The following is a 26,175-nucleotide window of genomic DNA, read 5'->3' as shown; positions in this document are numbered from 1 at the left end:
GCACGGAACACCCGATCTGAACGGACATATCGCGTGCTAGCTTTGCCCATCGCACCTCATCAACAATCACAAATGGTAGGAATTGAAATGACCTCAAGCCAATGGCAGACATTTGCAAGCGAACCGGCACTGGACCCCGATCTGCCCATTATTGATACACACCACCACATCTGGGGTCAGGATTGGGACAATCCCATTTTCAAACCCTACGATCTCGATGAGCTCATTGCGGACAAGGCGCTGTCAGCCCATAACGTAGTGGCTACAGTGCTGGTCGACGGTCATTCGCACTACTACACTGACGGCCCGCAGTCCATGCGCCCGGTAGGTGAAACCGTGAACGCCCAACGCATTGCCGAGGAAAGCGCACAACGTGGCGGCAAGGCCGGTGGCCTGTGTTCTGCGATCGTGCCTTTTGCCAACCTCACCCTGGGCGCTGCGGTGGGCGGGGTACTCGATGCACACGCAGATGCCTCGCCACGCCTTCGCGGCATCCGCCATATGCTCGCCTTCGACGCCTCGCTGCCACCGATCTATGGCGCCAGCGAAGCGGGCATCACCCAACAACCCGCGTTCAGGCAAGGCTTCGCCGAACTGGCGCGACGCGGCTTGAGCTTTGAAGCCTGGGCTTTTCAAACTCAACTCGGCGAGGTGCAGGATCTGGCCGCTGCCTTTCCCGACACCTCCATCATTCTCAACCACCTGGGTGGCCCCTTGGCGATAGGTCCATTCGCCGGCCGTCGCAAGGAAGGCTTTCAGGCTTGGCGCACAGCCATGATGCATCTGGCGCGATGCTCTAACATCACGGTCAAGCTGGGCGGCCTCTATGTGTCACAGACCGAGCCGGCTGCCTATGGCTTCCCGTCAGAACCGTTAAGCTCCGAGCAGTTTGCCGATATCAATCGTGACTACGTGCTGACGGCCATTGAACTGTTTGGCCCGGAGCGCTGCATGTTCGAAAGCAATTTCCCAGTGGAGATGCTTTCCACCACTTACGACACCCTGTGGAATGGATTCAAGCGGATAGTCGCCGACTTCAGCGCGAGTGAGCGACAGGCGATGTTTGCCGGTGTGGCTCGACGAATTTATCGGATCGCCGACTAAATCGTTCACAAGCAAACCTGAGCTGGCGTCATGACGTGACTCTTGATTCGCATCCTGGTGCCTCGCCTCGAACACCAAAGAGCATCCACTGTATCGCTACCATGGGCCTAGTATTCGGCTCTTTCTGCCAGCAGTCAAAATCAGCCACACCTCAGCAGGCCGCCAGTCTGGGGCCTGTTGACGGATCTCCATTCGACCCACACTTCCCAGCCCGCCCAACCGTACCGCCATCGCTGGAAGCCTACGGCTTTTGCAAGTGGGAAGAGGCCAAGGACTTCATCAGGGACGGTAACATCGAAATAGATGGCAGCCCGTCAACACACATGGAGGACAACTGGGCGAAGTCTACACACACGGTCTCAGTGGCGTAAGCGAGGCGGTCCGGCAGCTGCGCAGTAACGCGGTCAACCAGGTTGCGGAGTTGCATAACGTGCTGGTCACCGCCGGCAGTGGGGTGTCAATCAGCGGTGCGATCCTTGGCATCGACCAGTAATTGGCCATCGGTACGCTATCGGCAACTTCGATTGCCACCCCGGACAAGCAATGTTTTCTCAAATTGATAGATTGACTCCATCAACGACTGCAACGGAAACAACCTCAATGGCTATGGATATTCGACTCAACGGCTCAGGCGGTATAAAGCTCGCGGTGGATGTAGTGGGAAACCCCAGTGACCCCTGCGTACTGCTATTGCCTGGTTTCGGCCAAACTCGTGCTGCCTGGAGCAAGGTCGCTAAAGCCCTGGCAGCCGCCGGCCGCTATGCAGTCTCGGTCGATTTGCGCGGTCATGGCGACAGCGACTGGGCACCCAACGCTCGCTACGACCTGGGCGACATCGTCCAAGACGTCAAGACCATTATCGAACAGCTGCCCTCCAGACCCGCGGTGGTCGGCACGTCCCTCGGTGCCCTGGCCGCCTTGGCAGCCATCGGTGAAAGCGACAAGCCGATCGTCAGTGCGCTGATCCTGATTAACGCGCTGCCACGTATGAAACCTAGCGGACTCGACCGCAACGCGGCCCTGATGACCAGGGATGCCAACGGCTTCAGCAGCCTTGAAGAGGCTGCCGCTGTATTGGCCGAATACCTGCCCGCCAATGAGCAGATCGACCTCGCCAACCTTAAGCATGACCTGCGCCGAGACGACAGCGGCCGCTTCCGCTGGCATGTCGATCCAGCCTACAACGGCTTTGACGTCGGACCCGAAGGCCGCGCTGCTGCACATAACCGCTTCAACATTGCCGCCTCTGCGCTGGAAGTACCCACCCTATTGATCCGCAGCGAATCGGGCACGGCGCTCGACGAGGCCGGTGTGGAGGCTTTCCGCAAGCGAGTACCGCATGCCGAAGTGGCTGAAATCGCCGGAGTCGGCGACCTCACTATCGGACGGCGCAATGATGCTTTCGACATCGCAGTGCTGAATTTTCTTGAGAGCGTTAACCCACGCCCAGGCGCGCACCCCCAAGGCGGTTTCGAACCGCGCATGCTGCGCAATGCCCTTGGCTGTTTCGTTACAGGTGTCACCGTTATCACCACTACCGACGAAAACGGCAGCCCCCTGGGATTCACCGCCAACTCCTTCACCTCCGTTTCCCTTGACCCCCCGCTGGTGCTGTTCTGTGTCAAGCGCGAGTCGCCCAGCGTGAACGCGCTGCGCAAGCACGGCGCATTCGCCGTGAACGTTCTGCACATCGGACAACAACCCATTTCGGCACGTTTTGCCTCCAGGAACGTGGACCGCTTCGCTGAAACCGAATGGGAAACCTGGGACCAAAATGTCCCCATCATTATCGACGCCGCCGCAAACTTTGAATGTGCCATCACCGAAGTCTTGGACGGCGGCGATCATGTCATCGTAATCGGTAGAGTCGATCGGGTGCATTTCGATCCATCACGCGATCCGTTGCTGTACTTCCAAGGCGCCTACCAGCGCATGCACATGGCGCGTGACGATTGAGATCGGGTAAGTCCATCCACTGCGGGTATTGCAGTCACAGACAATTCCCATTGCAAAACAAGCCAAAGTTTCAATGACTGCTCGCTTTAGACTGCCGCCTACAAACGATGGGAAAACAGAATGCTCCCAATGCATCAGTTCAAAATGACGGACGGCATGTCCATTGCAGCCGACATCGGTGGCGACGCTAATAAGCCGCCCATCGTGCTGCTTCACGGAGGTGGGCAAACTCGCCACAGTTGGCACAAGGGCTTTGTCGCCTTTGTCGAAGCTGGCTACCACGTAATTTCCATAGATGCACGAGGGCATGGCGACAGCGACTGGTCTCCCACAGGGGACTATGGGCTGGATGCACTGGTGTCCGACTTGCTCTCGGTCATTGGTCAACTCGATCAGATGCCAATCCTGGTGGGAGCCTCAATGGGCGGCATGACTGCGCTGACTGCCGTCGGTGAAGCCGATTGCAGGCTGGCCCGAGCGCTGGTATTGGTCGACATCACCCCGACAGTCAACCTACAAGGCACGGACCATATCGCTGCATTTATGCAGGCTAACCTGTCAGGGTTCGCAACCCTGGAAGAGGCGGCCGAGGCTGTCGCTCGCTATAACCCGAACCGTGCACGCTCACCCAACCCCAATGGCTTGATGCGCAACTTGCGCAAGCGCAACGGCCGCCTCTACTGGCATTGGGATCCTCGCTTCATATCCTTCGGAGAACTGCGCCCCGATATTGTACAACCCCGCCTGGAGCAGGCAACGAATCAAATTCAAATACCGACATTGCTGATCAGCGGCTCGCAAAGTGAAGTGGTCGGAAAAGAACAAATTGCACATTTCCAGCAACTGCTACCCACCGCAGAGTGCGTCACGGTGGAGGGTGCGGGGCATATGGTCGCGGGTGACCGCAATGATGCCTTCAACGAAGGCATTCTGAGTTTTTGTCGCAGGCATTCAAACCCTGTGCAGATTACTTGCGTTCAAAAATAAAGCCAACAAAAGGAGTAAATCCATGTCAAGCGGCCCCCTTCAGGGACTTAAAGTAATCGAGTTTGCCGGCATCGGACCTGGTCCGTTCTGCGGCATGTTGCTGTCCGACATGGGTGCGGACGTACTGCGCATCGAACGCAAGGGCAGCGCAAGCAAGCGCAATGCGCAGACGGAAATCGATAGTCGTGGCAGGCAGTCCCTGGAAGTCGACCTCAAGGATCCCGAATCGATCGAACTGTGCCTGAAGCTCTGCGAGACCGCCGATATCTTGTTTGAAGGGTTCCGCCCCGGCGTCATGGAGAGGCTTGGCCTGGATCCGGGTATCGTCCTCGCGCGCAATCCACGCATCGTGTATGGCCGCATGACCGGCTGGGGCCAATACGGTCCTTACGCGTATCGTGCAGGCCATGACATCAACTACATCGCCGTCACCGGCGCATTGGATACCATCGGCACTCAGGACAAGCCCATCGCGCCATTGAACCTGGTCGGTGACTATGGAGGCGGGGCGATGTTCCTGGCAGTAGGCGTGCTTGCTGCGGTATTGAGTGCCCGCGCCACAGGCAAAGGCCAGGTGGTCGATGCCGCAATGACCGATGGCACCGCCTACCTGACCGCGATCATCCATCGCCTGCGCTACTCCGGGCAGTGGGAAGACCAGCGCAGCAGCAACCTGCTCGACGGCGGCGCACCTTTCTACGACACGTACCGCTGTGCCGATGGCAAGTGGATTGCTGTGGGTGCGATCGAGCCACAGTTCTACGCCATTCTGATGGAGAAGATCGGTTTGGCTGGCAAAATCCCCCACGCTCAAATGGACAAATCGAAGTGGCCGGAAATAAAGGCCCAGTTTGCTGAAGTGTTTGCGAGCAAGACTCGCGACCAGTGGAGCGAGATCATGGAAGGATCCGATGCCTGCTTCTCCCCCGTGCTGTCGATTACCGAAGCCATGCAAGATCCCCACAACATTGCTCGCGCATCGTTTTTGGAAATCGACGGAGTGCCGCAACCGGCACCTGCTCCTCGATTCTCGCTTACGCCGGGCGAGGTTCAGGTGCACGCAGGAGCTAACGACGGAAACGGTCGCAGCCTCCTGCAGAACTGGGGAATCAATGCCTCGGACGCACAAAATGCTGTGGCTGGCGGTTTAATCGCCTGAGGACAATGTTCTCAATAAAGCGATAACTGGTATTGGACGTTCGCCATGACTGGCAAATCGACTTCTTGAATCGCACGACTGGTTTTCCTCTGAATCATAATTTCACTGCAGGTAGAGACAAGCTGATGAGAAGCGGGGTTGTTAGGATTCAACTCAATGATGCTTCATACATAAACATCGTGCTACGTCGCTATCCGTAGAGCGCTTATTGCAGCGCGCATAATCCAACATAATTAAGGTGCAGAAATGGCTTACATGGATTATTTAAATAATATACCCCAGCAACTCATTAGCGCAATGACGCTCTCATGGGACAACGCTGGCAATATCGCCGCCTGGCTCATTGCATGCACATTGGGTTATCTTCTTTATACGCACGCGCTTCGTTTGATGCGCAAAGAAGGAACGGACCCATACCCCATTTATCTTCACTGCTGGATGATTACCATTGATCTGATCGGCACCTACACATTCTGGCACTTAGCCCTCAAGAACGACTTTTTCTGGATGTTCGTGGTGCAAGGCGTTTTCCTGCCCGTGTGGGTGGTGCTGGAAGCTATTTGCATCTATAAAGCAGTCAAGGACAAAGTGTCGCGACAATTGGAGTTCGGCTCCATGAGCAAGGGCCACATCGATGAGAACACCGCGTGGTTCAATGTCATCGGCATCACCCTCGTTTGCTTCGCTGTCAATATGTACGTCCTGTCCATGATTGGCGGTGTCGATAACGCTGCCATTTGGATAATTTATCCTTTCACTAACTATGTTTTTGCCTATTGGACGTGGAAATACTGGGGGGCTCGCGCCGCAGAAACCGGAACGAGAAAATTCAACTCCATGGGATTGCAGATCATCATCGTTATTGAATGTGCAGTTATGTGGATACCGGGAATTAGTTGGTTCTTGGCAGTGACGCCGTTTTTCAACCAAGCTTGGTACTATTTCTGTGGCGTCATCACCACCGGTCTGGCAATCTACAACCTATACAAGTGCTCTCAATTGCCGAAAAAAGAATTATTACCCAATGGCAGCAAGCCAGTTTGGTAAAGTCTTCTAGCACCACCCCATCGAAGCAAGGCATATTTAGAGTTGAATTACAGCACTACTACAGCATCATCTTCTAACATTAGCCAACCCTTTGATCCAGTAAAAATTCGTTGCCCGAGCTGGGATACTACCCCAGCTCGCGCTCGTCTACGAAGACTAGTCTAGGATCATAACTGATTTTCCATTTTTCAAGCCTCTCCCCTTCCTACCCAAGTGCCCGCGTCACAACTTCGGCAACCGTAAACTTGCGAAAGTCTTTGAAGCCCCGGGTCTGCATCGACACGATCTCCAACTGCATGATGGTTTCTTCACTGATCACATGCTTGCGGCAACTGCAGGCTCAGGTCAGTTCGTATTCGGCCTGTACGCTCAACACAATGGTTTGGTCGCACCGGGAGTCAATAGGTTTTCGGCAATCCACCGATTGGGGGTTTGACTATTTTAATGAGGAGGCTGTATTTCAGCATACATGGAGATTGTTCGGAGTTTCCATTGCGCCTGCTAATTTCTCTATTGACGGTTCCTCATTTAACCACCAGGACATTTTCACTTAACCAAAACCACAAAAAAACGCCCCCACAGGACCCATTTACAATCTGGTCTACCTGCAGGGGCGCTGTTTTTATCAACCAATCAGCTTGCGTACCTCGGCATAAGTTTCTCGACGGGAGGAATGACTTCATTTCGACGATACTCACTGGGAGAACAGCCAAAGTGTTCGCGAAACATTCGACTAAAATGCGCAGCACTTTTAAACCCGGTCATGAACGCGATTTCACCGATCCCGTAGCGCCTTTTGTCCAGCGTAGCAAGCCACTCCTTGGATTTTTCCAGGCGACTTTTCCACAACAACTCGGAAAACGCGGTACCGTTCTCCTTCAGCAGATGACATAGATAGCGAGGCGATATCTTGCAGGCCTTTGCCGCCGCAGATAAAGAAAAATCAGGATTGGAAAGATGTAGAGATATCAGGGAAATGATTCCCTCGAGGCGTTTCTCACCAATGCTTTGACGAGACTCCACCTCTACACCCTGTTCTATTACAATCTCGGACGTCGTTTTCAACATCGCTGAAATGAGATCGTCGATGACCTCTCGTGTAAGCGACTCGCCTTCTGCGCTCAAGACAGCCATCACTTGCGCAATAATCAGACGTCGCCCTTGAGGAGCGCTCAGCCGTGAACACGTGGGTACTCCGGCCGGAAAGTATCGATGCACCAGGTCCAACGGCAACACTATAAACAACCAGTCGCTTGGCTGCTTTGCGCTTGCACAGCTTTTATAATACATTGGAATATTGGAACGGGTAAAAGCAAAATCACCTGCGCCCAGCTCACATGAATGCCCTGCCTGGGATACAGTCAGTATCCCCGATCGCACATAACGAAACGTAATCGTATTGACTTTGTTTTCACGAACATGATCCCAGGTTCGACGAAACTCATACTTCGACCTGGCGTTCACGACGCCCATTGGGTATTGCCCCTGCAAAAGCATGGACAACTCGAAATGAGGGCTCTGTTCCTGTTCGCACATGGTCACATCGCCATCATAATATTTTTTTGCTATTTCTCCTGTTGCAAGAGAAAACAGGTTGCCAACCACTGCCGCAGAACTGTTGGGCCGATCAAATGAAAAATACTCCATCGCCATTCACCTATTTTATTTTTCTTATCTAGTAAGACACTACATGTCGCACAGCAGTGGGCTAACATCAGGGTATGTAAATTGAATTAGACTTGAAACCAGCGACATACGTCTACAGGTAGTTGATCACCTCCTGACCTACCTGTCATCAACCGACCATCACCTCCCGTTTGCACCAAGAGAAGCATCAACGCTACGTACCAATGTCAATAATCTAGGGCCGACCTCGTCAACCAGATGTTTGACCTGCGGGCTGAACACAGGAACTGTCGCGGAAAAGATCCAGGCTTCCTCTTCTTCCGAGCGGCGTGTCATTGGCACGGCAATCACTGCCATCTCGCGATGCAAATCACCGTGCCCACGACAGAACCCGTGCTGTTGAAGATCCTGACGCGCATCATCCAGGCGATCAAGCAACCACGCATGACGCTCTGGATTCTTGCTTGCCAGTTCTGCAAGGTAGGTTTCGCGCTCAATCGCAGGCGCGGTGACCAGGTAGGCACGACCCGACGCGGTACGCGAAAGGGACAACTTTGTTCCTACCTCAGATCTGAAAACCTTACTGCCAACCCCTTGAACCAACTCAACGTAATTCAGATTTGCTCGGTAGCCCACTACCAGCTGCAGCTGACCCGTAATGTGATTCGCCAGGTCTTCCATCAATGGCCGAGCCAATTGGCGAATTGTCATCCTGGCCAGCGCCGCCGCACTGGCATCGAGCAGTCCCAACCCCGCCACATAACGGGAAATTCGCTCCGAATAACGCAGAAGGCCAAGATCGCAGAGCGTATCCAACAGGCGAAACAGAGTCGGCTTCGCAAGCCCTGTCAGCTCCATCAGCTCGCGCGCGCTGAGCTCTTGTCGCATGGGAGTAAAACAACGAATGATGGCCACTCCACGCGCAAGCGCACTAACCTGCCGCCCTTCGCTTTCTCTCTCAACTTCAGCTTTTAAACTAGCCAAGAATTTCCTCGCCTCGAAATGATCCATGCATGAGCAGCATGATAACTCTGGCCTGTCGTTCTCTCATGCGTCAAAGCGTTCGTGCAATGATTTCTTTCATGATCTCGTCGCTACCACCGAAGAGCCGGCTGACTCGTGCGTCCACCCATGCACTGCCCACGACATACTCACTCATGTAGCCATAGCCGCCATGCATTTGCAGGAACTCGTCGAGCAAACGATTTTGCATCGCTGTAGCGTTGAGCTTGGCCATCGCTGCACGATCTGGTGTCAATTCGCGACGCAGATGTCGAGCAAGGCAATCGTCGATAAAGGTCCGTATCATGGTTGCCTGGGATTTTGCTTCGGCAAGTTTGAAGCGAGTGTTCTGGAAGGAAAACACAGGCTGGCCGAAGGTGTTTCGTTCTCTTGTATAGGCAATGGTGCGCTCAAGCATTGCCTCAATCGATGCGGCGGCGCGCACAGCAATGACCAACCGCTCTTGAGCCAATTCATGCATCAAGTAGCCGAAGCCGGCATTCTCCTCGCCCAGCAAGTTACCGACTGGAACACGCACATTTTCAAAGAACAGTTCCGAGGTATCCTGCCCACGCAAGCCGACCTTCTTGAGTTTTTGGCCCTTCTCGAACCCTGGAGTGCCTTCCTCAACGCAAATCAGTGATATGCCGCGAGCACCCGCTGCTGGATCGGTTTTGACAACCACGATGACCAGGCCGGCGTTCAATCCGTTGGTAATAAAGGTCTTCTGACCATTGATGATGTACTCATCGCCTTCGCGACGCGCAGTGGTCCGTATAGCCTTCAAATCGCTACCCGCTCCGGGCTCTGTCATGGCAATGGCGCCAATCAATTCGCCCCTCGCCATGGCCGGTAGCCAGCGCTCCTTCTGCGCCTCGTCACCATATTCATGAATGTAAGGCGCCACGATATCGGAGTGCAGGTTAAAACCCACGGCAGTGGCGTTGACGCGCGCTAACTCTTCGATCAGCACGGCTGAATGGCCAAAATCACCACCGCTACCGAAGGGCTCAGGCAGCATGATGTTTAGCAGCCCCTCCTCACCAGCACGCAGCCAAAGCGCCTTCGGCACTATCCCTTCGTCTTCCCATCCAGCATGAAAGGGCTGGATCTCCCTCTCAATGAAACGGCGCACCTGGGTGCGAAACTGCTCGTGGTCTTCTCGAAATACGCTACGCATGAAAATCCTCTGATTCAGCAGATGAAAAGATGACGAGTAGATGGCTACCACGCCGTTGATCCGATAATCGCGGGGGAATGTTTCAAAGCCCTGACACCCACCGGCCAATTATCACCACAACCAAATAATAAATGTTTTTTTGGATTATTAAACAGTTTTATTGGAATATATGATCCATATTGTCATTATAAAAACATTAAAACGAGACAGCCATCTCATTATAATGCTTTGTTAACTCATGACAGCCCTATCGCAACGTTATGAGAACAACTTCCACCTCTGCACCAAAGTCAAAAAAGCCCCGAGCCTTCCGGCCAGGGGCTTTCATATATCAACGAGTTGTTAAACGCTCAGTCACCTCACCGATGACAATTGCGCCAACGGCTTGAGCTTGACTGTCTCTTTGCGCAAAAGGAAATGAGAAAGCGCAGGTATCAATATAAGTGCCCCGACCATATTCCAGACAAACATGAAGGTGAGCATGATGCCCATATCGGCCTGGAACTTGATCGGCGAAGCCGCCCAGGTAATAACCCCGGCCGCCAGCGTGATACCCACCAGCGCCACAATTTTTCCGGTAAAACCAAGAGCGCCGCGGTAGGCCTCACTGAGCGACAGGCCTTGGCGCTGGAGCACCAACATCACACTCAGCAGGTACAGTGCATAGTCCACGCCGATTCCAACCCCTAGCGCAACAACGGGCAACGTCGCGACTTTCATGCCGATACCAAGCATTGCCATGAGCGCTTCCGCCATGATCGAGGTCAGGATTAACGGCAACACAGCCACCACGACCGCGCGCCAACTGCGAAAAGTAATGGCGCACAGCAAGATCACCGCTGCGTAGACCTGCAATAACATCTCGCGGTTGGCCTTCTCGACCACCGAGTTAGTAGCAGCATCGATACCTGCATTGCCTGCCGCCAACAGGAACTGACGATCAGGTGTAGAGTGCCGATCGGAAAAATCCTGGGCTACGTCGACAACGCGCTTCAAGGTCTCGGCCTTGTGATCGCTCAGGTAGGTTTGCACCGGCAGCAGCGAGCAATCAGCGTTGAGCATTTCAGAGTTCCAATTCTGCGCGAGGTTGATCCGGTCCTTGAGTACCAAAGGGTCCCAGGCCACAGTCGCCCATTTAGGATTGCCCTCGTAGGCACCCACCGTTAATGCACGCAACTGGTCTACCAGCGACGCGGTATGCAGCACACCCGGCACTTGACTCAGCCTCTCTGCGAGACGATCCATCTCGATCAGCGTCTCGAAGTTGCGACAGCCGTCAGTCGGTGTCTTGATCATCACTGCAAACACATCGCTGGAAATGCCATAGTGCGCCGTGATGTAAGCGTTGTCCTGGTTGTAACGGGAATCAGCCCGCAGCTCAGGCGCACCGGGATCAAGGTCGCCAACCTTCACATCTTGTGCCTTGACGAAGGCCAACAACGCCAACACCACCGCCACGGTAATGGCTGCGATCGCATAGTTGCGCTCGGTGAAGCGATTGAACCACAGCCAGATACGACCCACATCGCCGCCAGCTGAAGCCAGGCTGCGCTGCGCGGCCACAGGGGAAACCCCTACATAGGAGAGCAGCACCGGCAGCAGGATGAGGTTGGTCAAAATTAAAATCGCGACACCGATACTGGCGGACAGCGCCAACTCGCGGATCACCGGAATATCGATAATCATCAGCACGGCAAAGCCGACGGCATCAGCCAGCAATGCTGTGAGCCCGGCCAGGAAAAGTCGGCGAAAGGTAAAACGCGCAGCAACGGACTTGTGAGTGCCACGGCCGATGTCTTGCATCACACCGTTCATTTTTTGAGCGCCATGGCTGACACCAATGGCAAACACCAGAAAAGGCACCAAGATCGAAAACGGGTCAATCTCCATCCCGAGATAAGTGACCATTCCAAGCTGCCAGACCACGGCGACCATCGAGCAGCACATCACCAGCAGGGTACTTCGTAAATCTCGGGTATAAAGGAAGATAATCAGGGTTGCGGTAACAGCTGCCAGACCAAAGAAGAGCATCACCTTCTCTAGCCCCGCGATCATGTCCCCTACCAGCTTGGCAAAGCCAATCACATAGACGCGATGGTTGCCCTCTGAATCGCTAGTCGTACGCAGTTCATCCAGCATTTTGGAGAAGCCGGCGTAGTCAACCGGGTTGCCGCTAGCGTCGCGATCCATCAGCGGAATCAAGATCATGCTGGAACGCTGATCCAAACTGACCAGGCTCCCGACCAGATTGGCTCTCTGCACATTGAGACGGAGTTCGGCAATGGAGCGCTCTGAGCCGTCATAGTCGCTTGGCATCAACGAACCACCGTCGAAGCCTGCCTCGGTCACTTCCGACCAGCGCACGGCCGGCGAATAGAGCGACTTGATCCACGCCCGGTCAACAAACGGGGACAGGAATATCTGGTCGTTGATCCTGGCCAGCGTCTGAAGGTACTCGCGATCGTAAATATCGCCCCGAGTGTTTTCAACGACAACCTGCACCGTGTTACCCAGCCCACGCAGCTCGGCGCGATTTTCGATAAAATTGCGCACAAAGCTGTGGCTTTGCGGAAGCATCTTCTCGTAGCTGGCATTGACCCCCAGGAAACGCAGTTGGTACCCCAGGAGCACTGTCAGCAGCACCGCGAACAGCACCACTAACAGTCGATTGTTGAACACGAGCCGTTCGAGGAGGCTGCCGGATGACTTATCGAACAGGGAAGGATCGCTGTAGATTTCTGCAGCCTCTTTCGAGGCGGAGTGGGAAATGTGAGCCATGGTGACGGATCCAATTCAAAGGATTGTTCGTTCAAGGATTTCGCTGTGCCGATTCAGCCAAATGATGCCGACCGACACCTGAGACTCCGACCACCAGATAGTCATCGTGGAGCGTGGCGGCAATAGCGGCGACCGCGCCAGATTGCTCACTGCCTTGGGCAAGCGTAAAAGTCGCACCCTGGTCTGAACTCACTAAAACCTCACCACTCTGGCCGGCTATGACAATGTTCCCGTTCGGCCACACGTCTGCGGACACAATTCCTCCCCTGATCGCCGAGGGGATCTGTTCCCATGTAGCGCCACGGTCCAGCGAACGGAACAAGCTGCCGCGCATCCCGTATGCCAGCACCACTTCCGGCGTCACGATCAAGCCGAAAAGAGCTCCTTCGTAAGGTATGGACACATCGACAAAACGCACCGTGGGCTCATCCCATCGCCACACATGACCCGCCTCGCCAGCGAGATATACCTCTTTCTCGTTACCGCGAACCGCATAGAAATGCAGCCCCTGAGGGTTGTCGATTTTGTCGATCAGCGGAACCCAACTCTTGCCTGAATCGTCCGTGCGCAAAATTCGGTTGAAGGTTCCGACAATGAATCCGGTCTTGTTATCCTTGAACCAGACATCCAGGAAGGGTTGCGTTGTACTTTCCTGCTCCCAACGACCAGCCTCCTGCAAGATCAATTCACGATCCTGCGTCGCCAGTCCTCCAGCCAGATTCCGGTAGTACTCATGCGCCTGCACACCTGCGCTGTGGCCGTCGAGTTGCTTCACCCATTTCTGCCCCCCGTCGGCACTGTGCAATACCACGCCACCATGACCCACTGCCCAGACATTGAGGGCGTCGCCGAAAGCCAGGGCTACCAGATCGTTCGAAACGGGTACCTCGGCCTGTTGCCAGTCGTCACCATGCCCACTGCCGTGGACAATGACACCGTAGCGTCCCGCAGCGACCACGTTGACGCCGTCCCACGTGGCCACGCTGAACAATGGCGATTTCTGCGCTAGCGCAAGCCTGGGCGCAGTCACACTCAAGGGATTCTTGAATGTCTCCGGGCGCGATGTACTTGGCACCAGCGCGCTGAGTATCTGCAACTCGGCCGGCTTGGTATCAGCGCAGGCAGGTTGAACTCCATTACCAAATAACGGAATGACGACTCCAGAGAGAATCGTCAAAGCGAAAGACGCTCTGTTCATTCGTGGCAAATCTCACAAACTGCCGCCAGACACTGGATGATGCTGCAACTAGCGACAAGGCACGATGAGAATACGATGCACACCCAGGGGGGCCCGTACGACAACTTCAAGTGCGCTATCAAGTAGCGCACCCTGAATGAGTCCTTCTTGACTTAGCGAATGCCACCGCTCGCCAAAGCACCTGGCGTGAACTCACGTGCCGGCAACTGAAAGGGAATAGGCGCCGACCCTTTACGCCCGTAACTTAGAATGTTGAAAGCACCGTAACCACCTGTCTGATTATCGTAGGTAACGAACGCTTGACCTAGTATTCCCAGTTCAGGATAGCTGTAGACGAAGAAGGGAAACTGCATGCTCGTCCTGTAGAGTTTCCCTGAGGCATCGTAGCCTTCGTAGATACCGCCCGAGTAGGAGTCCTCTTGGACATACATCACGCGTTTTGAAAAAACGTGACGGCGACCTTGCTTGAGCGTCCCCTCAACCTGCCATACGCGATGCAGCTCCCAGCGTACACAACTGGGATTGATGAAGTTAGGCGTCAGCCCCTTTTCCTCATTGCATTCCGGCTGAAGCAGTTTGTAGCTGTTATAGGGTATGTACACTTCCTTACGACCGACCACCTTCCAGTCAAAACGATCAGCTCGACCAAAGAAACCACCTATCTCATCCATACCCGATGTCCCACCGGATATGGGATTGGGGGTGTCATACACCAGGTCCGGAGCTAGTTTCACGCGCCGTTGACCTGGTAGGTACTGATAGGTCGGCGTGGGCACTTTGGTATCGATCGGGCGAATCAGCAAAATCCGCTCACCGGAACTGCGTGCCGGCTCATCAGTGTCAGAACGAAAACGAGTCATCAACTTGTTTTCCTTGTTCCCCCCTCCTTCGCCTGGCGCCCAATAGGGTACCTCGTTGAAAGCCTCCAACCAGGACATGAACGTCAACTTGCCCGACCTGTCGACCACATAAGCGCCGAAGGAGGCCTTAAACGCAACACCTTGGAAATTAAGTGCTTTGTTATAGATGATTTCTTCACCGCTTTTGGGAATCGGGAACGGTAGACCTGCCTTGCATTCGCCCACGAGGGTTTCATCAACCAACTGGCAGGACGTAGCATTGTGGAGCATATTGTTAATGCTATATTCGGGGTAAACCGCAGTGCGATGAGTGGGGTAAACATCGACTCGAAAGTCGGGGTATTTCTTCAGCAGTTCCTTGACGCCCTCGGTGAGCTTGTCTGCGTACTGCGTCATGTTGCCCGCATTAATGGTGAGCACAGGCTTTTCGGCAGCAAATGGATCCGGCAGATAGCCTGGGTTCTTCGGATCAAAAGTCGCGGGTGGCTTGAGTAGCTCACCGGTGTAAGCCGGAATAGTACCGCTCTCGTTACCCGCCTTGATGGCGCCGAAGGGTGTCAGTGTTTTTCCTAACTGAGCCGCTTCTTGTGCACTCACAGCGGCGTTGGCTGCATTGGCAACCAGCATGGACCAGGCCAAGGCGATAAAAGGCATGCTTTTTTTCATGATAGTTCCTTGAAAGGCGGTGACTGCTTATGGAAAAAGCTCACACTCAAAATGAGGTCTGCAAGGTAAGGGAAAGCCAGCCACGATCCCTGTAGAGCGCACCACCGGCGTTTTCGCTAGTGATCGTCTCCCCATTGTTGCTCATTTGGTTCATGTAGTCGGCATAGCGCAAAGTGGCGTAGTACTGGTTTTGCACCACAGCTGCCACACCGGCACTCCAGGAGCCATTGCCTTCTCGGGTGCCGCCAAGCGCCGGGGCATTACCGCTCAGGCCTATGCCATAAGTGAGTGGCATCTTGAGGTCGACGCCTGGCCAGACCTGATACCAAACTGGCTCAAACGCAAGATTGGTGCCCCAGGCATTCTTGGTCACACAGCCACTTGATACACCACCCGCACAACCCGCAGAATGGGTTTCAGCAAACTTGTCGGCGTTGCTGCGTACTTTTTCCAAGTGCGTATAAGTCAACTCCGCGGTCAGTGGTGCTGCGTCCCAAAGTGCATTCGTACCACCGTACCAAATCATGTTGACCAGACCGTGCCATGTGTCGCCACGAGCCCCTTGATCTGTGACATTGACGCTATTGAGTGCTGTGTTCTTGCGGTAGGAAACCTCACCGCCCACGCCGATGCCGTCAAAGTTCTTGGCAATACTCAGGCCATAGAGCTTGGTCTTTTCGGCATAGGCCAAGTGTGACGAGGAAAAGTCCGGAGCTATGGCTAGCCATGGCAGTTTTTCGGCGAATTCACGGTAGTACACACCCACCGTGCCGCTCAAGGCTTCGGGCGACCAACGCGCCATAACACCCCAATCTCCGCGATCCTCGGGACGGTCTTGAATGCCATTGAATGGCACTCCAGGAGCAAGGAATGTACCTCCCTCAATATTGAAGAAGTTTGCAGTCCCGAAATATGTTCCGCCCGGAGGTAGGCGCCATGGCTCCCATTCCAAGTAGTATTGGGCGCCCACCGAGAGTTCGTCCGCGACTTGCGCGACAGTGGAAATCTGGGTCAGCGGCAGAAACAACTCCTTCGCTTGGCTGCCCGGGTTAGCGGCTCCCTTTATCGCATCCAATGCCCCTTGCGAGTACGCGATGCTGTCAGACTGCGAGAACAGCGACTCGCCCCAATAAACATTGTGCCTGCCCGCTTTCACGGACACAGGCGTACTGCCCAGGTTGAAACTGGTAAATGCAAAAGCATCAAGAAATTCGCCAGAGGGGCCACGCATGTAACGTTTGACATAACCGGTGTAGCTATTATTAGGAGTAACGCCTTGAGTTCCCTTGATATCAGTATCTTTATAGGCGTCGTCATACCATCCAGCCGCACTGACGCGAATACCATGAACATCTTTATAGACTAAATCCAGCTCGGTCAACACATCAACTCGATTGGCAACCAGATCACCACGATCAAATTTTCGATCTGAAGTGTCGAACGGTGGAGTATTGATAATATGTTTGTCCTGCCCCTCGGTACGCACCCCTAGGTTGTACCGCAAGGTATTATCCCAGCGAACCTTGAAGTCAGGATTGTCTGTATCGATCTTGAAAGCGTAGGCACTGTCGATTATGGCAAACGAGAACCCAAACACCACAAAAGAACTTATGACACGATGACGCGAGTTGCACTTCTTCATTGCGTTGTCTCCGTGCTCTTATTTTAATGGAGTGACGCCTCAGCACCACTCAATTGGAGGCAGAAGGCGAACTAACCCCAGGGTTCTGAACTCACAGGTATCGGTGGCGCCGTCGATTTGAATCATATCGACCATCCCGACAACAGACTTATCTCTACCAGCAATGAAAACATGACCCAATGGCAACCCAGCCCCCGACGAACTCGCCTCGCAGCGGGAGCAACGATTGCTGATCGAGACAAATCGGCTTGCACCGGCAGGAACACGCCATCTTGAACACAGGGTTAGTATGGCCATAACCAAGCAGGACTCGTTGGTTAACATTCATGATGGATTCCAAAAAATTATTTGTTGGAATCCGAACTTATCAGCCGTTCATGCAAAGTCCGCCCACGCAGGGCCGGCAATCACATGAAACAGGAGACAAAATGTCAGCATCCACCGACAAGAACGCGTGGCGCCTAAAAGAGGAAAGCCCCCTCCCATGGAGCGATCGCCTCGTATCAGGCAACGCAGACAAATATTTCATTGTCAGCGCTGATAGCCACGCCAACGAACCTCTCGACTTTCTAACTTCTCGAGTGACTGACCCGCAGTACCAGGATCGCTTACCTCGAGTTCGGGTCGATGAAGAAGGCGTTCAGTGGCTTCATACTGATGGGTGGCCTCGACAACGTGTCAGCGTTCCATCAGACCGCCGAGACCTGTTGCCAGAAGCCGAAGCCTTCGAGAGCTTTGAAGTGCTCGCTCCCTACACTGATCGCATGGAAGATCAGGATGTACTGCGCGCAGCCTCCGGCCGCAGCGTTGAACAGCGCCTGGAACATGCACGGCAGGATGGCGTGGACGCGGAAATCGTGTTTCCGCAGAAAGGCATTCTGGCCTTCGCCACCCCAGATCCCGTGTTCTCCGGTGTCATGACCCGTGCATGGAACCGCTGGGCACACGAAACCTTCAAGGACGAATTCCATCGAATCATGCCGATGGCACTGATCGCTGCAGGCGACTTGGAAAATGCGATCAAGGAAGTTCAATGGGCGGCTGCAAATGGCTTTCACGGCATCATGATTTCCAATAGACCTAACTTCCACCGGCTCGACCAGCCGCGCAATCGACTGGAATACAACGACAAGAGCTTTGAACCACTGTGGGCGACCATTGAGGAAACCGGCCTGCCACTGGTGTTCCACGTCGGTAACGGAGAGGACCCCCGTGCCGTTGGTGGCAAAGGGGGGGCGATTATCAACTTTCATGCTGCCATGGGTTCGGGAATCGACCCGCTGGTGACCTTGATCGCGTCAGGCGTATTCGAACGCTTTCCTCGTCTTAAAGCCGGTGTAATAGAAGCCGGCACAGGTTGGATCCCATGGGTACTGAATTCAATGGACCATGCCTATCGTGCGCACCACATGTGGGTTCGACCCGTTATTCCGGAACTTCCAAGCACCTACTTCAAACGCAATTGCTTTGTCTCTACGCTTGAACACCCAGGGATGCTTGACCACTTGGTAAGCCTGGGTTTAGAAGACAACATTCTCTGGTCGAGTGACTACCCACATCATGAGGGTTCCTTCCCACATTCGAAGCTGAGTATAGAGCGCGAGATGAAAAATCTGAGCGAAGTCCAGCGAACGAAGATACTCGGTGAAAATGCGGTCCGTATTTTCAATATGGACAAATCAAAATTCAATACAACCAAGACAACTACATAAATCAACACGTTCTCTACCCGCAAGATCAGCCCTCCCTCTACAGCGGCGGGAGGGCCGAACCAATGCTCTTGATCACTGAGCGCATGAATTCAAAGCTCAGACAGGAAATACCAGCACCTTCGGCACAAACCGACTACATCGGGGCAGGCACATTCCGCCTATTCAACCTTCCCATGTTCCCGCCAAGAAAAATCTCGCCAAGGTCAATCAATAGCACTCGCTGCTATTCGCCAAACACCTAGAGGGCTGCAATCGCGGCGTAAAAACTATGCAGAGCAAACGCAACACACAACCTGATGTGGCCATCGCAGCGAGTTTTGAACTCAAGCCTGGTCGCTTCCCGGAAATCAGTCCCTACAATCTATACAGACATGTCGCTATCAATGCCCTGAAAGAGTGGGGCCTGCATCCCCGCGACATTAACGGCCTGCTCACCGCCCCCTCTGGCCAAGGTGTGGGGGCGATCGACATTTATACCCATGAGAAGCTGGGTGCCGATCTCGGATTGGTGCCCGGCTTCGCAGAGACCCTGAACGCTGGCGGAGCCAGCTTCGCTATTATGGTTGCGCGAGCCGCCTCAGCGATTCGCGACGGCCTAACCGATGCCGTACTGTGCATCGGTGCTGGCAAGTTCACCAAACCCTCGGCGGGCAGCGCGGAGGTGATGGCTCGAATGATCAGCGAGCCTGATTTCGAGATCGGCTACGGCCCATTTATCCCAGCACTTTATGCATTGATCGCCTCACGCTTCATGGCCGAACGCAACGCAACGCCTGCCGATCTGGCCCGAGTGGCAGTGTCTGCCCGACAATGGGCCTTGCTCAACCCGCGCGCGCTCATGAACCCCAAGGGCGCAATCACCGCCAACGACGTACTTGACTCCAGGATGATCGCCGACCCCTTCCATTTTCTCGATTGCTCGGTGCCTTGCGATGGCGGCGGTGCAGTGCTCGTCACTTCCGCTGACAAGGCCCGTGAACTCTCCTCCAGACCAGCCTACCTGCTGGGCTACGGCGAAGCGCACAGCCATGGCTCACTCAGCGCGGCCAACGGCCGCCTAGTCGACACGGTAGCGACCCGTACCAGTTCGGACGCCTTCCGCCGCGCTGACCTGCAACACAGCGACATAGACGTTGCCATGTTGTATGACGCGTTCTCGGTTACGCCGCTGATCTTGCTGGAAAACCTCGGCTTCTGCGCTCGGGGCCAAGCCGCGCGATTTGTCCAGAGCGGCGCCATCGACCCGGGTGGCAGCCTGCCGGTCAACACCAATGGTGGTCTGCTTTCCTTTGGTCATACCGGAGAAGCATCCGGTATGTCATTGATCGTCGAGGCTGCACGCCAGGTAATGGGTGAAGCAGGCAACAACCAGGTACCGAACGCGAACACTGCACTGGTTCATGTGTACGGAGGCATGATGTACGAACACGCGACCTTAATACTGGGAGCCTCACTATGAATGGCCCAGTACCCGAAGTGACACCGGTCAACCAGCAGTTCTGGAATGGCACCGCCATCGGAGAGTTGCGCCTGCAACTTTGCAAGACCTGCAATCATCGCTTCCGCTTCGTCACCCAATGGTGCCCGGCTTGTTGGTCCACCGACCTCGACTATTTCGTCGCCAGCGGCCTCGGCCGTATTACCGCACGCACTGTGATCCATACGCCGCCTTACGAGTCGATGGCAGAGCGGGTGCCCTATGTACTTGCGCTTATCGAATTGGAGGAAGGCCCAACCATGATGAGTAATATCGTCGATTGTGATCCGGAGTTCGCCCAAATCGGTGCTGCCGTGCAAGTGGCCTTCGAACCCCGAGGTGACTTGCAACTGCCACAGTTCAAGCTGGTCTGAGCGCGGTCTGCCATAGAAAAGGAGATAAAGATCATGACCACGCAGACAAGCAGTACTGTGAACACTGCGGTACTTGCCCTTCAATGCCTGGGAACCCGTGACTTCGATGGTCTGCGGGCGTTGCTGGCGCCCCAGGTTCAGCTCGACTGGCCCTACCATCACTCAGGGGCGCCGGTGCTGCTGCAGGGGGTAGATGCATTCATCGAAGCGATTAATACGCTCAAAGTATTCCATACATTCGAACTGAATCTGGTGGATGTCATCGAGCAGCCGGGAACCAGCCACACCATTATCGAAGCGCGCTCACTGGGTACCTATATTGGCGGCAAGCCGGACTATACTAACCACTATCTTTTCATCCTTGCGGTAGAAGCCGGCAAGGTCACGCATTGGCGAGAGTTCTATAACCCCCTTGCTGTTTTGAAGTTGCGAAACGCGCGCAATGATTGACTTCCTGACTCCTGGGGTCTTTTATGTAAAAAGCACATCACCAGGATGCAGACTTTTCAGATCCCCATCCGAGGCCTGGCCGGTTAGCAACGGAAGCTGTCCACGACGAAAACCAATGCCTTGAATCTACCCTCAACCACGGTTGAGGGCAGTAGTTGAAAACGCCCTCTGTATCAATCTTTGCGAGCCAACGCGTCATTAGTTGGAGTCCCTGCTGAAACACCGCTCAGCCTCTCTGGCTCCTACCAATCGCCAACCGCAGCCCTCTGCAGAGTAGCGAAATACGAAACTGTTCTCATATAGATAGTATTAGCGACAGCACGATACCGATTTGCTGGCGAAATCGAATTTGATTTCCAATATAGATAGATACTATGGAGTCTAAAATACTCAATCGCCGCAAGGGGAGGATGCAGTGGCTAGTGATTTTTTGGCTGTGTTTTAGGTGCTACAGATAACCGAGGTGATAGCCTCGACCATGGAGCTGCCCCCCCAAAAAAAATGCTAGTGACCGTCAAAGACTTTTACAGCCTTTCCTCCAAGGACAAGATTTATTACAGGAAGATTTAGCCAGAATCATGAAATAAGATGGAGCTGAGCAGGCATCAGAAGCAATTTCCGTAATATAAAAATTCCTGCTAGAGAAGGAGCCAAAACTCAAAAATTAGGACTTCTAAGAAGAGACATAGTGGCGAATCATCGCTAATATTCATGAGCAAGGGGTGCAATTCAGGCAGGGTCCACTCTATGAAAAACCCCACATTTCCCTAGACATGCTGAAGACCAAATTTCAAGTCCTCAAAAATTATTTACTGGGCAAAACCCAAATCAGGAGTTGGTATTACAAGCTGCAGAAATCCTAATCAATACAAAAGAAAAATATCCGACATAGTTACTGCGTCGAGCGCTTCGTTTAACAATTGGTGATAATTTTAAGGTCGCGGATTCTCAGTACTGTAGTGGTAGAACAACTCGCGTGCCGCGCAGTTGCCCTAATGCCCAAGCCGTCTTGCAGCAGTTCTTTGACCCGCTTGTGCAGATCCTCATCTATTGGGCGCACCTGATACTAGCCAGCAGCTTTGGCCGTCTCGATGCCTTGGGCCTGACGTTCGCGGCGCTGCTCGTAATCCTTGCGGGCAATGGCGGCGTAAGCGTCCGAGCTACACATACTTGCAACTCAAACCTTAAGGGGCGCAGGCGGCTTGGGCAGTTCATCAACGGCACCGATTGCGCTTGCCGATAGCAGTTTTCAGGAGGGAGCGCGGCCAATCTGCTGAACAAGCCCCCTGATTGTCTGGAAGTTCGCTCATAATTTCCTTTGTCGCGCCGCTGCCCCCCCAGACTCATCCCTTGGGGCGACATGCAGGATATCGGCCCGAAAAGTGCTACTGCCACATTTCGACGGTGTCCTCGAAGTCTCGCCAGCTCTTAGCATTCGGATCGCTGAATAACGTGCCGAGAGTCTCCTTGGTATCGCTTATCGCCTCTTGGAACGCGGGACGCGCCAACAACCGATCTATGTACGCTCGGATTTTTGGCCTGGTCTCGAACCATCCTGCCTGGTCGGCGAGATATATGGGGAAGCTGAGCATGAAGTCTGCGGCGGTAAGGTCGTCACCAACCACATAACCCGTATCCCGCAACGCCAGCTCCAACTGAAGCGAATATTTGATTGCCTGTCGTTTGCCTTCGATTCCAATACTGTCTATCGGATCACTGATGCAGGCCGGTTTCGGAACAGAATGGTCCCAGAAATAGCGCTGCTGGATTGCGAAATTGCCCTCGGACCAGAACATCCATTGATCAACGATGGCCTGTTCCTTGATGCTATTTGGCTGGAATCGGCCGTCCCCATATTTGCGCAGGACATAATTGATGATCGCGCCCGATTCAGTCAGGATCAGTTCGTCATCCTCGACCGTGGGGAATGTGCCGCCCGGATTAATCTTAAGGTAATCGGGATTTACCCGTTCCTCATTGTAAAAATTATACTTCTTCTCCTCATAGGGCAGACCCAGTTCGCAGAGCAGCCATTTGATGCGCATCGAACGACAAGTTTGGGAATGGTGAAGCAGGAACATATGATCTCTCCAATTATAGTCAACGAGTTGCCCAGCTGGGGGAAGTCACTGCATCTAATCAGGTTTGCCGCTCCTTGGCAATATCCAAATCGGAGTTGCCTCAATTGCTCACGCCTTCGACTTTCCGCACGCCCATGCCGGCAATTAAACCAGCTCCAGTAAATGTTCTGAGATTGCCATGGTATTTGTCTCGTGAGGAAGTATCGGGTCACATGACGAGATCGCATGCTGGTTTCAGGCATAACGTCCCAGCAACATTCAGGCGCCTGACACGCACTGATTTTTAATTTTTACGATGTATCGCTAGATGCCCAATCAATCTAATAAAAACCAGACTCTAACCTTTTGGCTTACGCAATCGCGGCGCCCTGCATAACAGACTACTCATGTGTGGAAACTTGTCCCGTCAATTGCATCAGCGCCCGGGCCGCACGCAAAGGAGTTCGACGGAGCAGAGCAAATGTATATCAATTCGGATGTCTGCGTGAATTGCGGTGCTTGTCGAGACGTTTGCCCTGTCTTGGCAATCTATGAAGCGGGTTATTTGCCGGAGAAATGGCAGCACTACGTTCAAATCAATAAGGAATTCTTTTCCACGCGGATCAGATGATCATGTCTCGACGTCTTCGAGTGCAGTGGTTGGCGCGGAGCCTGCCGGGCTTTATTCGATTGAACATTTGCTTGAAAGACCAGATGTCGAAGTGGAAATCGCCTTGTTCGAGCGATTGCCCACTCCCTGGGGATTGGCGCGGTCGGGAGTTGCTCCGGATCACCTCGAAAAGAAATGGGTGATTGATCGTCAGTTCTCCTTTTTCCTGAACAACCCACGGGTGCGATTTATCGGCAACCTGGAGATAGGAAAAGACATCTATCACCACGAACTGGCGCACTGGTATGACGCGGTTATTTACGCTGTGGGTGCAAACAGCGATACGCGCATGGGCATTGGGAGGAGTCGTTGGCCGGGTGCTGGGCGGCGCGAGAATTCGTCTCTTTCTATAACGGCCACCCAGACTTCAGCCATCTCGATTTCGACCTGTCCTGCGACAGGGCAGTCGTCGTCGGCAACGGTAATGTCGCACTTGACGTCGCTCAAATCCTGACGATGCCGGTGTCGGAGCTGGAGAAAACCAATATTGGTGATCATGCGATAGCAGCGTTACATCGCAGCCAAATTCAGGAAGTGGTCATTCTGGGGCGTCGAGGGAGCCTGCAAGGTTCCTGTAACAATCCTGAGCTGGAAGAACTGGAGCACCTGAGCGGTGTGGATGTCATTGTTCAGGGCGAGGAATTGCCTGGTGAGCGCGATGAATTTCTGATGGGGGCTGACTGGGAAACAGTACGCAAACTCAAGACTCTCAGGCGCTTGGTCCAACGAGAACCCAAGGCCGGTAACAAACGCATCGTGCTGCGCTTTCTGGCATCTCCTGTGTCGTTGTCGGGCAACGGTAAAGTCGAGCAATTGCGAGTCATGCGAAACCGTCTTGTGCTCGATGTGAGTGAAAATCAGAATGTACAACTGACTGATGAAGAGTCGATTTTGGATATTGGCCTCGTTTTGCGTGCTATCGGCTACCGTGGAACAGCATTTCCCGGTCTGCCTTTCGACGAGCGACGTGGTGTCATCAAAAATGCCAAAGGTCGGGTTACTGGTGACGAACATGCACTACCGGGAACCTATGTAACCGGACGGATCAAGCGCGGTTGCCGAGGAATTATCGGAAGCAATAAAAAATGTTCAGGCGAAACGGTCCGTTGTCTGTTTGAGGACATACTGGCCGATCGATTGCCTCCAGCCGACCTGGATAAAGACGGTGTAATGGCGATTATTCAAGATCGAAAACCCGATATCGTTTGGCGTGACGGCTGGTTTGCCATCATTCACCGGGAACTTGAAGCCGGGCGGTCCCAGGGACGGCCCCGGGTCAAGATCATCGAGAAGGACAAACTATTGAAGTGCGCTTCCGGGTTGCCGCTTGATTCAGAAGTGGGAGAGCAGGGATGAAAACAGCACATACATTCTGTCGTATATGCGAACCGAACTGCCCAGTATTGGCTGAACTCGATGACCAGAGCGAAGTGACCGCGCTCCATCCTGATATGGGGCATCCATACGGCGGGACTTCTTGTCATAAAGGATTGTCGTTTCTAGAGGTTCACAACGATCCGGATCGCGTAAATACGCCCCAAAAACGCTTGAATCCACGTACAGAACCGCGTGGCGATTTTGTCGAGATCGACTGGGACACCGTCCTCACCGAATTAGGTGAAAAGCTTAGGGAAACTCTGAAAAAGACTTACTGATTTGGCAAAATCTCCGGACACCAGTCGCCGAGCTTTTCGATGATGAAACAGATGACCCTCGCCGACGCCGAGTACGCCGGCAAGCGCAAACAGACCCGCAAGGAATTGTTTCTGATCGGGATGGATCAGGTGGTGCCCTGAAAGGGCTTGATCGCCCTGATCGAGCCGCATTATCCAACGGGTGAAGGCGGTCGTCCGGCCGATCCACTGATGGCGATGCTGCGCGTGCACCTGATGCAAAATTGGTTCGGCTACAGCGATCCCGCGATGGAGGAAGCATTGTATGAAACGACCATCCTGCATCAGTTTTCTGGTCTGAGTCTCGAGCGAATTCCGGACGAAACCACCATTCTGAATTTCCATCGCCTGCTGGAAAAACATGAGTTGGCCACTGGAATTCTCGGTGTGATCAATGGTTACCTGGGTGACCGTGGTTTGTCATTGCGTCAAGGCACCATCGTCGATGCCACACTGATTCAAGCGCCCAGTTCGACCAAGAAAGGCAACCAGTACTATTTCGGCGCCAAAGCCCACAACGGTACCGAAGGTTCGAGCATGCGGTAACTCATGCT

The 26,175-nt window shown here is 53.9% G+C and carries 21 protein-coding genes and 2 pseudogenes; 14 read left to right on the top strand and 9 right to left on the bottom strand.

Features of this window, described 5'->3' with window-relative positions:
* Positions 1–33: 33 nt before the first annotated feature.
* From AC07XF_RS00480 to AC07XF_RS00455, 6 genes are all read left to right on the top strand, one after another.
* Positions 34–1,104: an amidohydrolase family protein gene (locus AC07XF_RS00480; RefSeq protein WP_495024945.1), complete on the top strand. Its 1,071-nt coding sequence runs from the start codon at positions 34–36 to the stop codon at positions 1,102–1,104.
* A 334-nt stretch (positions 1,105–1,438) separates the two neighbouring features.
* On the top strand, positions 1,439–1,597 hold the full coding sequence (locus AC07XF_RS00475) for a hypothetical protein (protein WP_495025082.1): 159 nt from the start codon (positions 1,439–1,441) through the stop codon (positions 1,595–1,597).
* Positions 1,598–1,704: 107 nt separating this feature from the next.
* The gene (locus tag AC07XF_RS00470) at positions 1,705–3,060 is read left to right on the top strand and encodes an alpha/beta fold hydrolase (protein ID WP_495024944.1); all 1,356 of its coding nucleotides are present in this window, start codon (positions 1,705–1,707) and stop codon (positions 3,058–3,060) included.
* A 129-nt stretch (positions 3,061–3,189) separates the two neighbouring features.
* Positions 3,190–4,047, top strand: coding sequence for an alpha/beta fold hydrolase (locus tag AC07XF_RS00465; RefSeq protein WP_495024943.1), 858 nt, complete (start codon positions 3,190–3,192; stop codon positions 4,045–4,047).
* Positions 4,048–4,069: 22 nt separating this feature from the next.
* Positions 4,070–5,206: a CaiB/BaiF CoA transferase family protein gene (locus tag AC07XF_RS00460; protein WP_495024942.1), complete on the top strand. Its 1,137-nt coding sequence runs from the start codon at positions 4,070–4,072 to the stop codon at positions 5,204–5,206.
* A gap of 246 nt (positions 5,207–5,452) precedes the next feature.
* On the top strand, positions 5,453–6,253 hold the full coding sequence (locus tag AC07XF_RS00455; protein ID WP_495024941.1) for a hypothetical protein: 801 nt from the start codon (positions 5,453–5,455) through the stop codon (positions 6,251–6,253).
* A gap of 633 nt (positions 6,254–6,886) precedes the next feature.
* Here the strand turns inward: AC07XF_RS00455 and AC07XF_RS00450 are convergent.
* The 7 genes from AC07XF_RS00450 to AC07XF_RS00420 all read right to left on the bottom strand — a co-directional run bounded on the left by AC07XF_RS00450 (position 6,887) and on the right by AC07XF_RS00420 (position 17,205).
* Positions 6,887–7,900 carry a helix-turn-helix domain-containing protein gene (locus AC07XF_RS00450; protein WP_495024940.1) on the bottom strand — a complete coding sequence of 338 codons (1,014 nt, stop codon included), beginning with the start codon at positions 7,898–7,900 and terminating at the stop codon, positions 6,887–6,889.
* 159 nt (positions 7,901–8,059) lie between these two features.
* Positions 8,060–8,890: an IclR family transcriptional regulator gene (locus AC07XF_RS00445; RefSeq protein WP_495024939.1), complete on the bottom strand. Its 831-nt coding sequence runs from the start codon at positions 8,888–8,890 to the stop codon at positions 8,060–8,062.
* 43 nt (positions 8,891–8,933) lie between these two features.
* On the bottom strand, positions 8,934–10,067 hold the full coding sequence (locus tag AC07XF_RS00440; protein ID WP_495025081.1) for an acyl-CoA dehydrogenase family protein: 1,134 nt from the start codon (positions 10,065–10,067) through the stop codon (positions 8,934–8,936).
* 348 nt (positions 10,068–10,415) lie between these two features.
* Complete coding sequence (locus tag AC07XF_RS00435; RefSeq protein WP_495024938.1) at positions 10,416–12,839, bottom strand: efflux RND transporter permease subunit; 2,424 nt, start codon at positions 12,837–12,839, stop codon at positions 10,416–10,418.
* Positions 12,840–12,870: 31 nt separating this feature from the next.
* Positions 12,871–14,037: a WD40/YVTN/BNR-like repeat-containing protein gene (locus tag AC07XF_RS00430; RefSeq protein ID WP_495024937.1), complete on the bottom strand. Its 1,167-nt coding sequence runs from the start codon at positions 14,035–14,037 to the stop codon at positions 12,871–12,873.
* 152 nt (positions 14,038–14,189) lie between these two features.
* Entirely contained in the window at positions 14,190–15,563 is a 1,374-nt protein-coding gene (locus AC07XF_RS00425; RefSeq protein WP_495024936.1) for a DUF1329 domain-containing protein, read from the bottom strand.
* A 46-nt stretch (positions 15,564–15,609) separates the two neighbouring features.
* On the bottom strand, positions 15,610–17,205 hold the full coding sequence (locus AC07XF_RS00420; protein ID WP_495024935.1) for a DUF1302 domain-containing protein: 1,596 nt from the start codon (positions 17,203–17,205) through the stop codon (positions 15,610–15,612).
* Between the two features lie 326 nt (positions 17,206–17,531).
* On the opposite strand from AC07XF_RS00420, the gene AC07XF_RS00415 reads away from it, so the two are divergent.
* From AC07XF_RS00415 to AC07XF_RS00400, 4 genes are all read left to right on the top strand, one after another.
* Positions 17,532–18,917: an amidohydrolase family protein gene (locus AC07XF_RS00415; RefSeq protein ID WP_495024934.1), complete on the top strand. Its 1,386-nt coding sequence runs from the start codon at positions 17,532–17,534 to the stop codon at positions 18,915–18,917.
* 268 nt (positions 18,918–19,185) lie between these two features.
* Positions 19,186–20,376, top strand: coding sequence for a thiolase family protein (locus AC07XF_RS00410; RefSeq protein ID WP_493172092.1), 1,191 nt, complete (start codon positions 19,186–19,188; stop codon positions 20,374–20,376).
* Positions 20,373–20,768 carry a Zn-ribbon domain-containing OB-fold protein gene (locus tag AC07XF_RS00405; RefSeq protein WP_495024933.1) on the top strand — a complete coding sequence of 132 codons (396 nt, stop codon included), beginning with the start codon at positions 20,373–20,375 and terminating at the stop codon, positions 20,766–20,768. Before AC07XF_RS00410 ends, AC07XF_RS00405 begins: the two co-directional genes overlap by 4 nt.
* 33 nt (positions 20,769–20,801) lie before the next feature.
* Complete coding sequence (locus AC07XF_RS00400; RefSeq protein WP_495024932.1) at positions 20,802–21,218, top strand: nuclear transport factor 2 family protein; 417 nt, start codon at positions 20,802–20,804, stop codon at positions 21,216–21,218.
* A gap of 913 nt (positions 21,219–22,131) precedes the next feature.
* Here AC07XF_RS00400 and AC07XF_RS00395 read toward each other — a convergent pair.
* Both AC07XF_RS00395 and AC07XF_RS00390 read right to left on the bottom strand, forming a co-directional pair.
* Positions 22,132–22,365 (bottom strand): annotated as a pseudogene (locus tag AC07XF_RS00395) (recombinase family protein); the annotation flags it as partial.
* A gap of 238 nt (positions 22,366–22,603) precedes the next feature.
* Positions 22,604–23,299 (bottom strand): glutathione S-transferase family protein, encoded by a 696-nt coding sequence (locus tag AC07XF_RS00390; RefSeq protein ID WP_495024931.1) that lies wholly within the window; start codon positions 23,297–23,299, stop codon positions 22,604–22,606.
* Positions 23,300–23,687: 388 nt separating this feature from the next.
* Between AC07XF_RS00390 and AC07XF_RS00385 the strand changes: the two genes are divergently transcribed.
* The 4 genes and pseudogenes from AC07XF_RS00385 to AC07XF_RS00370 form a co-directional block, all read left to right on the top strand.
* Positions 23,688–23,909: a 4Fe-4S binding protein gene (locus AC07XF_RS00385; protein ID WP_495024930.1), complete on the top strand. Its 222-nt coding sequence runs from the start codon at positions 23,688–23,690 to the stop codon at positions 23,907–23,909.
* 348 nt (positions 23,910–24,257) lie between these two features.
* Positions 24,258–25,304, top strand: coding sequence for a ferredoxin--NADP reductase domain-containing protein (locus tag AC07XF_RS00380; RefSeq protein ID WP_495024929.1), 1,047 nt, complete (start codon positions 24,258–24,260; stop codon positions 25,302–25,304).
* On the top strand, positions 25,301–25,603 hold the full coding sequence (locus AC07XF_RS00375) for a hypothetical protein (RefSeq protein ID WP_495024928.1): 303 nt from the start codon (positions 25,301–25,303) through the stop codon (positions 25,601–25,603). Before AC07XF_RS00380 ends, AC07XF_RS00375 begins: the two co-directional genes overlap by 4 nt.
* Before the next feature lie 42 nt (positions 25,604–25,645).
* Positions 25,646–26,158, top strand: a pseudogene (locus AC07XF_RS00370) (IS5 family transposase); the annotation flags it as partial.
* Positions 26,159–26,175 lie beyond the last annotated feature (17 nt).

The organism is Pseudomonas sp. GW821-FHT01C01, assembly GCF_059422645.1.
The sequence above is the reverse complement of the archived record's forward strand: the minus strand, read 5'-3'. Positions and strand labels throughout refer to the sequence as shown.

Bases quoted from the DNA above. Each gene is read 5' to 3' on its own strand.
- AC07XF_RS00450 (WP_495024940.1), bottom strand. From the start codon at position 7,900: ATGGAGTATTTTTCATTTGATCGGCCCAACAGTTCTGCGGCAGTGGTT.
- AC07XF_RS00375 (WP_495024928.1), top strand. From the start codon at position 25,301: ATGAAAACAGCACATACATTCTGTCGTATATGCGAACCGAACTGCCCA.
- AC07XF_RS00430 (WP_495024937.1), bottom strand. From the start codon at position 14,037: ATGAACAGAGCGTCTTTCGCTTTGACGATTCTCTCTGGAGTCGTCATT.
- AC07XF_RS00400 (WP_495024932.1), top strand. From the start codon at position 20,802: ATGACCACGCAGACAAGCAGTACTGTGAACACTGCGGTACTTGCCCTT.
- AC07XF_RS00420 (WP_495024935.1), bottom strand. From the start codon at position 17,205: ATGAAGAAGTGCAACTCGCGTCATCGTGTCATAAGTTCTTTTGTGGTG.
- AC07XF_RS00410 (WP_493172092.1), top strand. From the start codon at position 19,186: ATGCAGAGCAAACGCAACACACAACCTGATGTGGCCATCGCAGCGAGT.
- AC07XF_RS00390 (WP_495024931.1), bottom strand. From the start codon at position 23,299: ATGTTCCTGCTTCACCATTCCCAAACTTGTCGTTCGATGCGCATCAAA.
- AC07XF_RS00465 (WP_495024943.1), top strand. From the start codon at position 3,190: ATGCATCAGTTCAAAATGACGGACGGCATGTCCATTGCAGCCGACATC.
- AC07XF_RS00415 (WP_495024934.1), top strand. From the start codon at position 17,532: ATGATGGATTCCAAAAAATTATTTGTTGGAATCCGAACTTATCAGCCG.
- AC07XF_RS00405 (WP_495024933.1), top strand. From the start codon at position 20,373: ATGAATGGCCCAGTACCCGAAGTGACACCGGTCAACCAGCAGTTCTGG.
- AC07XF_RS00470 (WP_495024944.1), top strand. From the start codon at position 1,705: ATGGCTATGGATATTCGACTCAACGGCTCAGGCGGTATAAAGCTCGCG.
- AC07XF_RS00460 (WP_495024942.1), top strand. From the start codon at position 4,070: ATGTCAAGCGGCCCCCTTCAGGGACTTAAAGTAATCGAGTTTGCCGGC.
- AC07XF_RS00445 (WP_495024939.1), bottom strand. From the start codon at position 8,890: ATGGATCATTTCGAGGCGAGGAAATTCTTGGCTAGTTTAAAAGCTGAA.
- AC07XF_RS00455 (WP_495024941.1), top strand. From the start codon at position 5,453: ATGGCTTACATGGATTATTTAAATAATATACCCCAGCAACTCATTAGC.
- AC07XF_RS00425 (WP_495024936.1), bottom strand. From the start codon at position 15,563: ATGAAAAAAAGCATGCCTTTTATCGCCTTGGCCTGGTCCATGCTGGTT.
- AC07XF_RS00435 (WP_495024938.1), bottom strand. From the start codon at position 12,839: ATGGCTCACATTTCCCACTCCGCCTCGAAAGAGGCTGCAGAAATCTAC.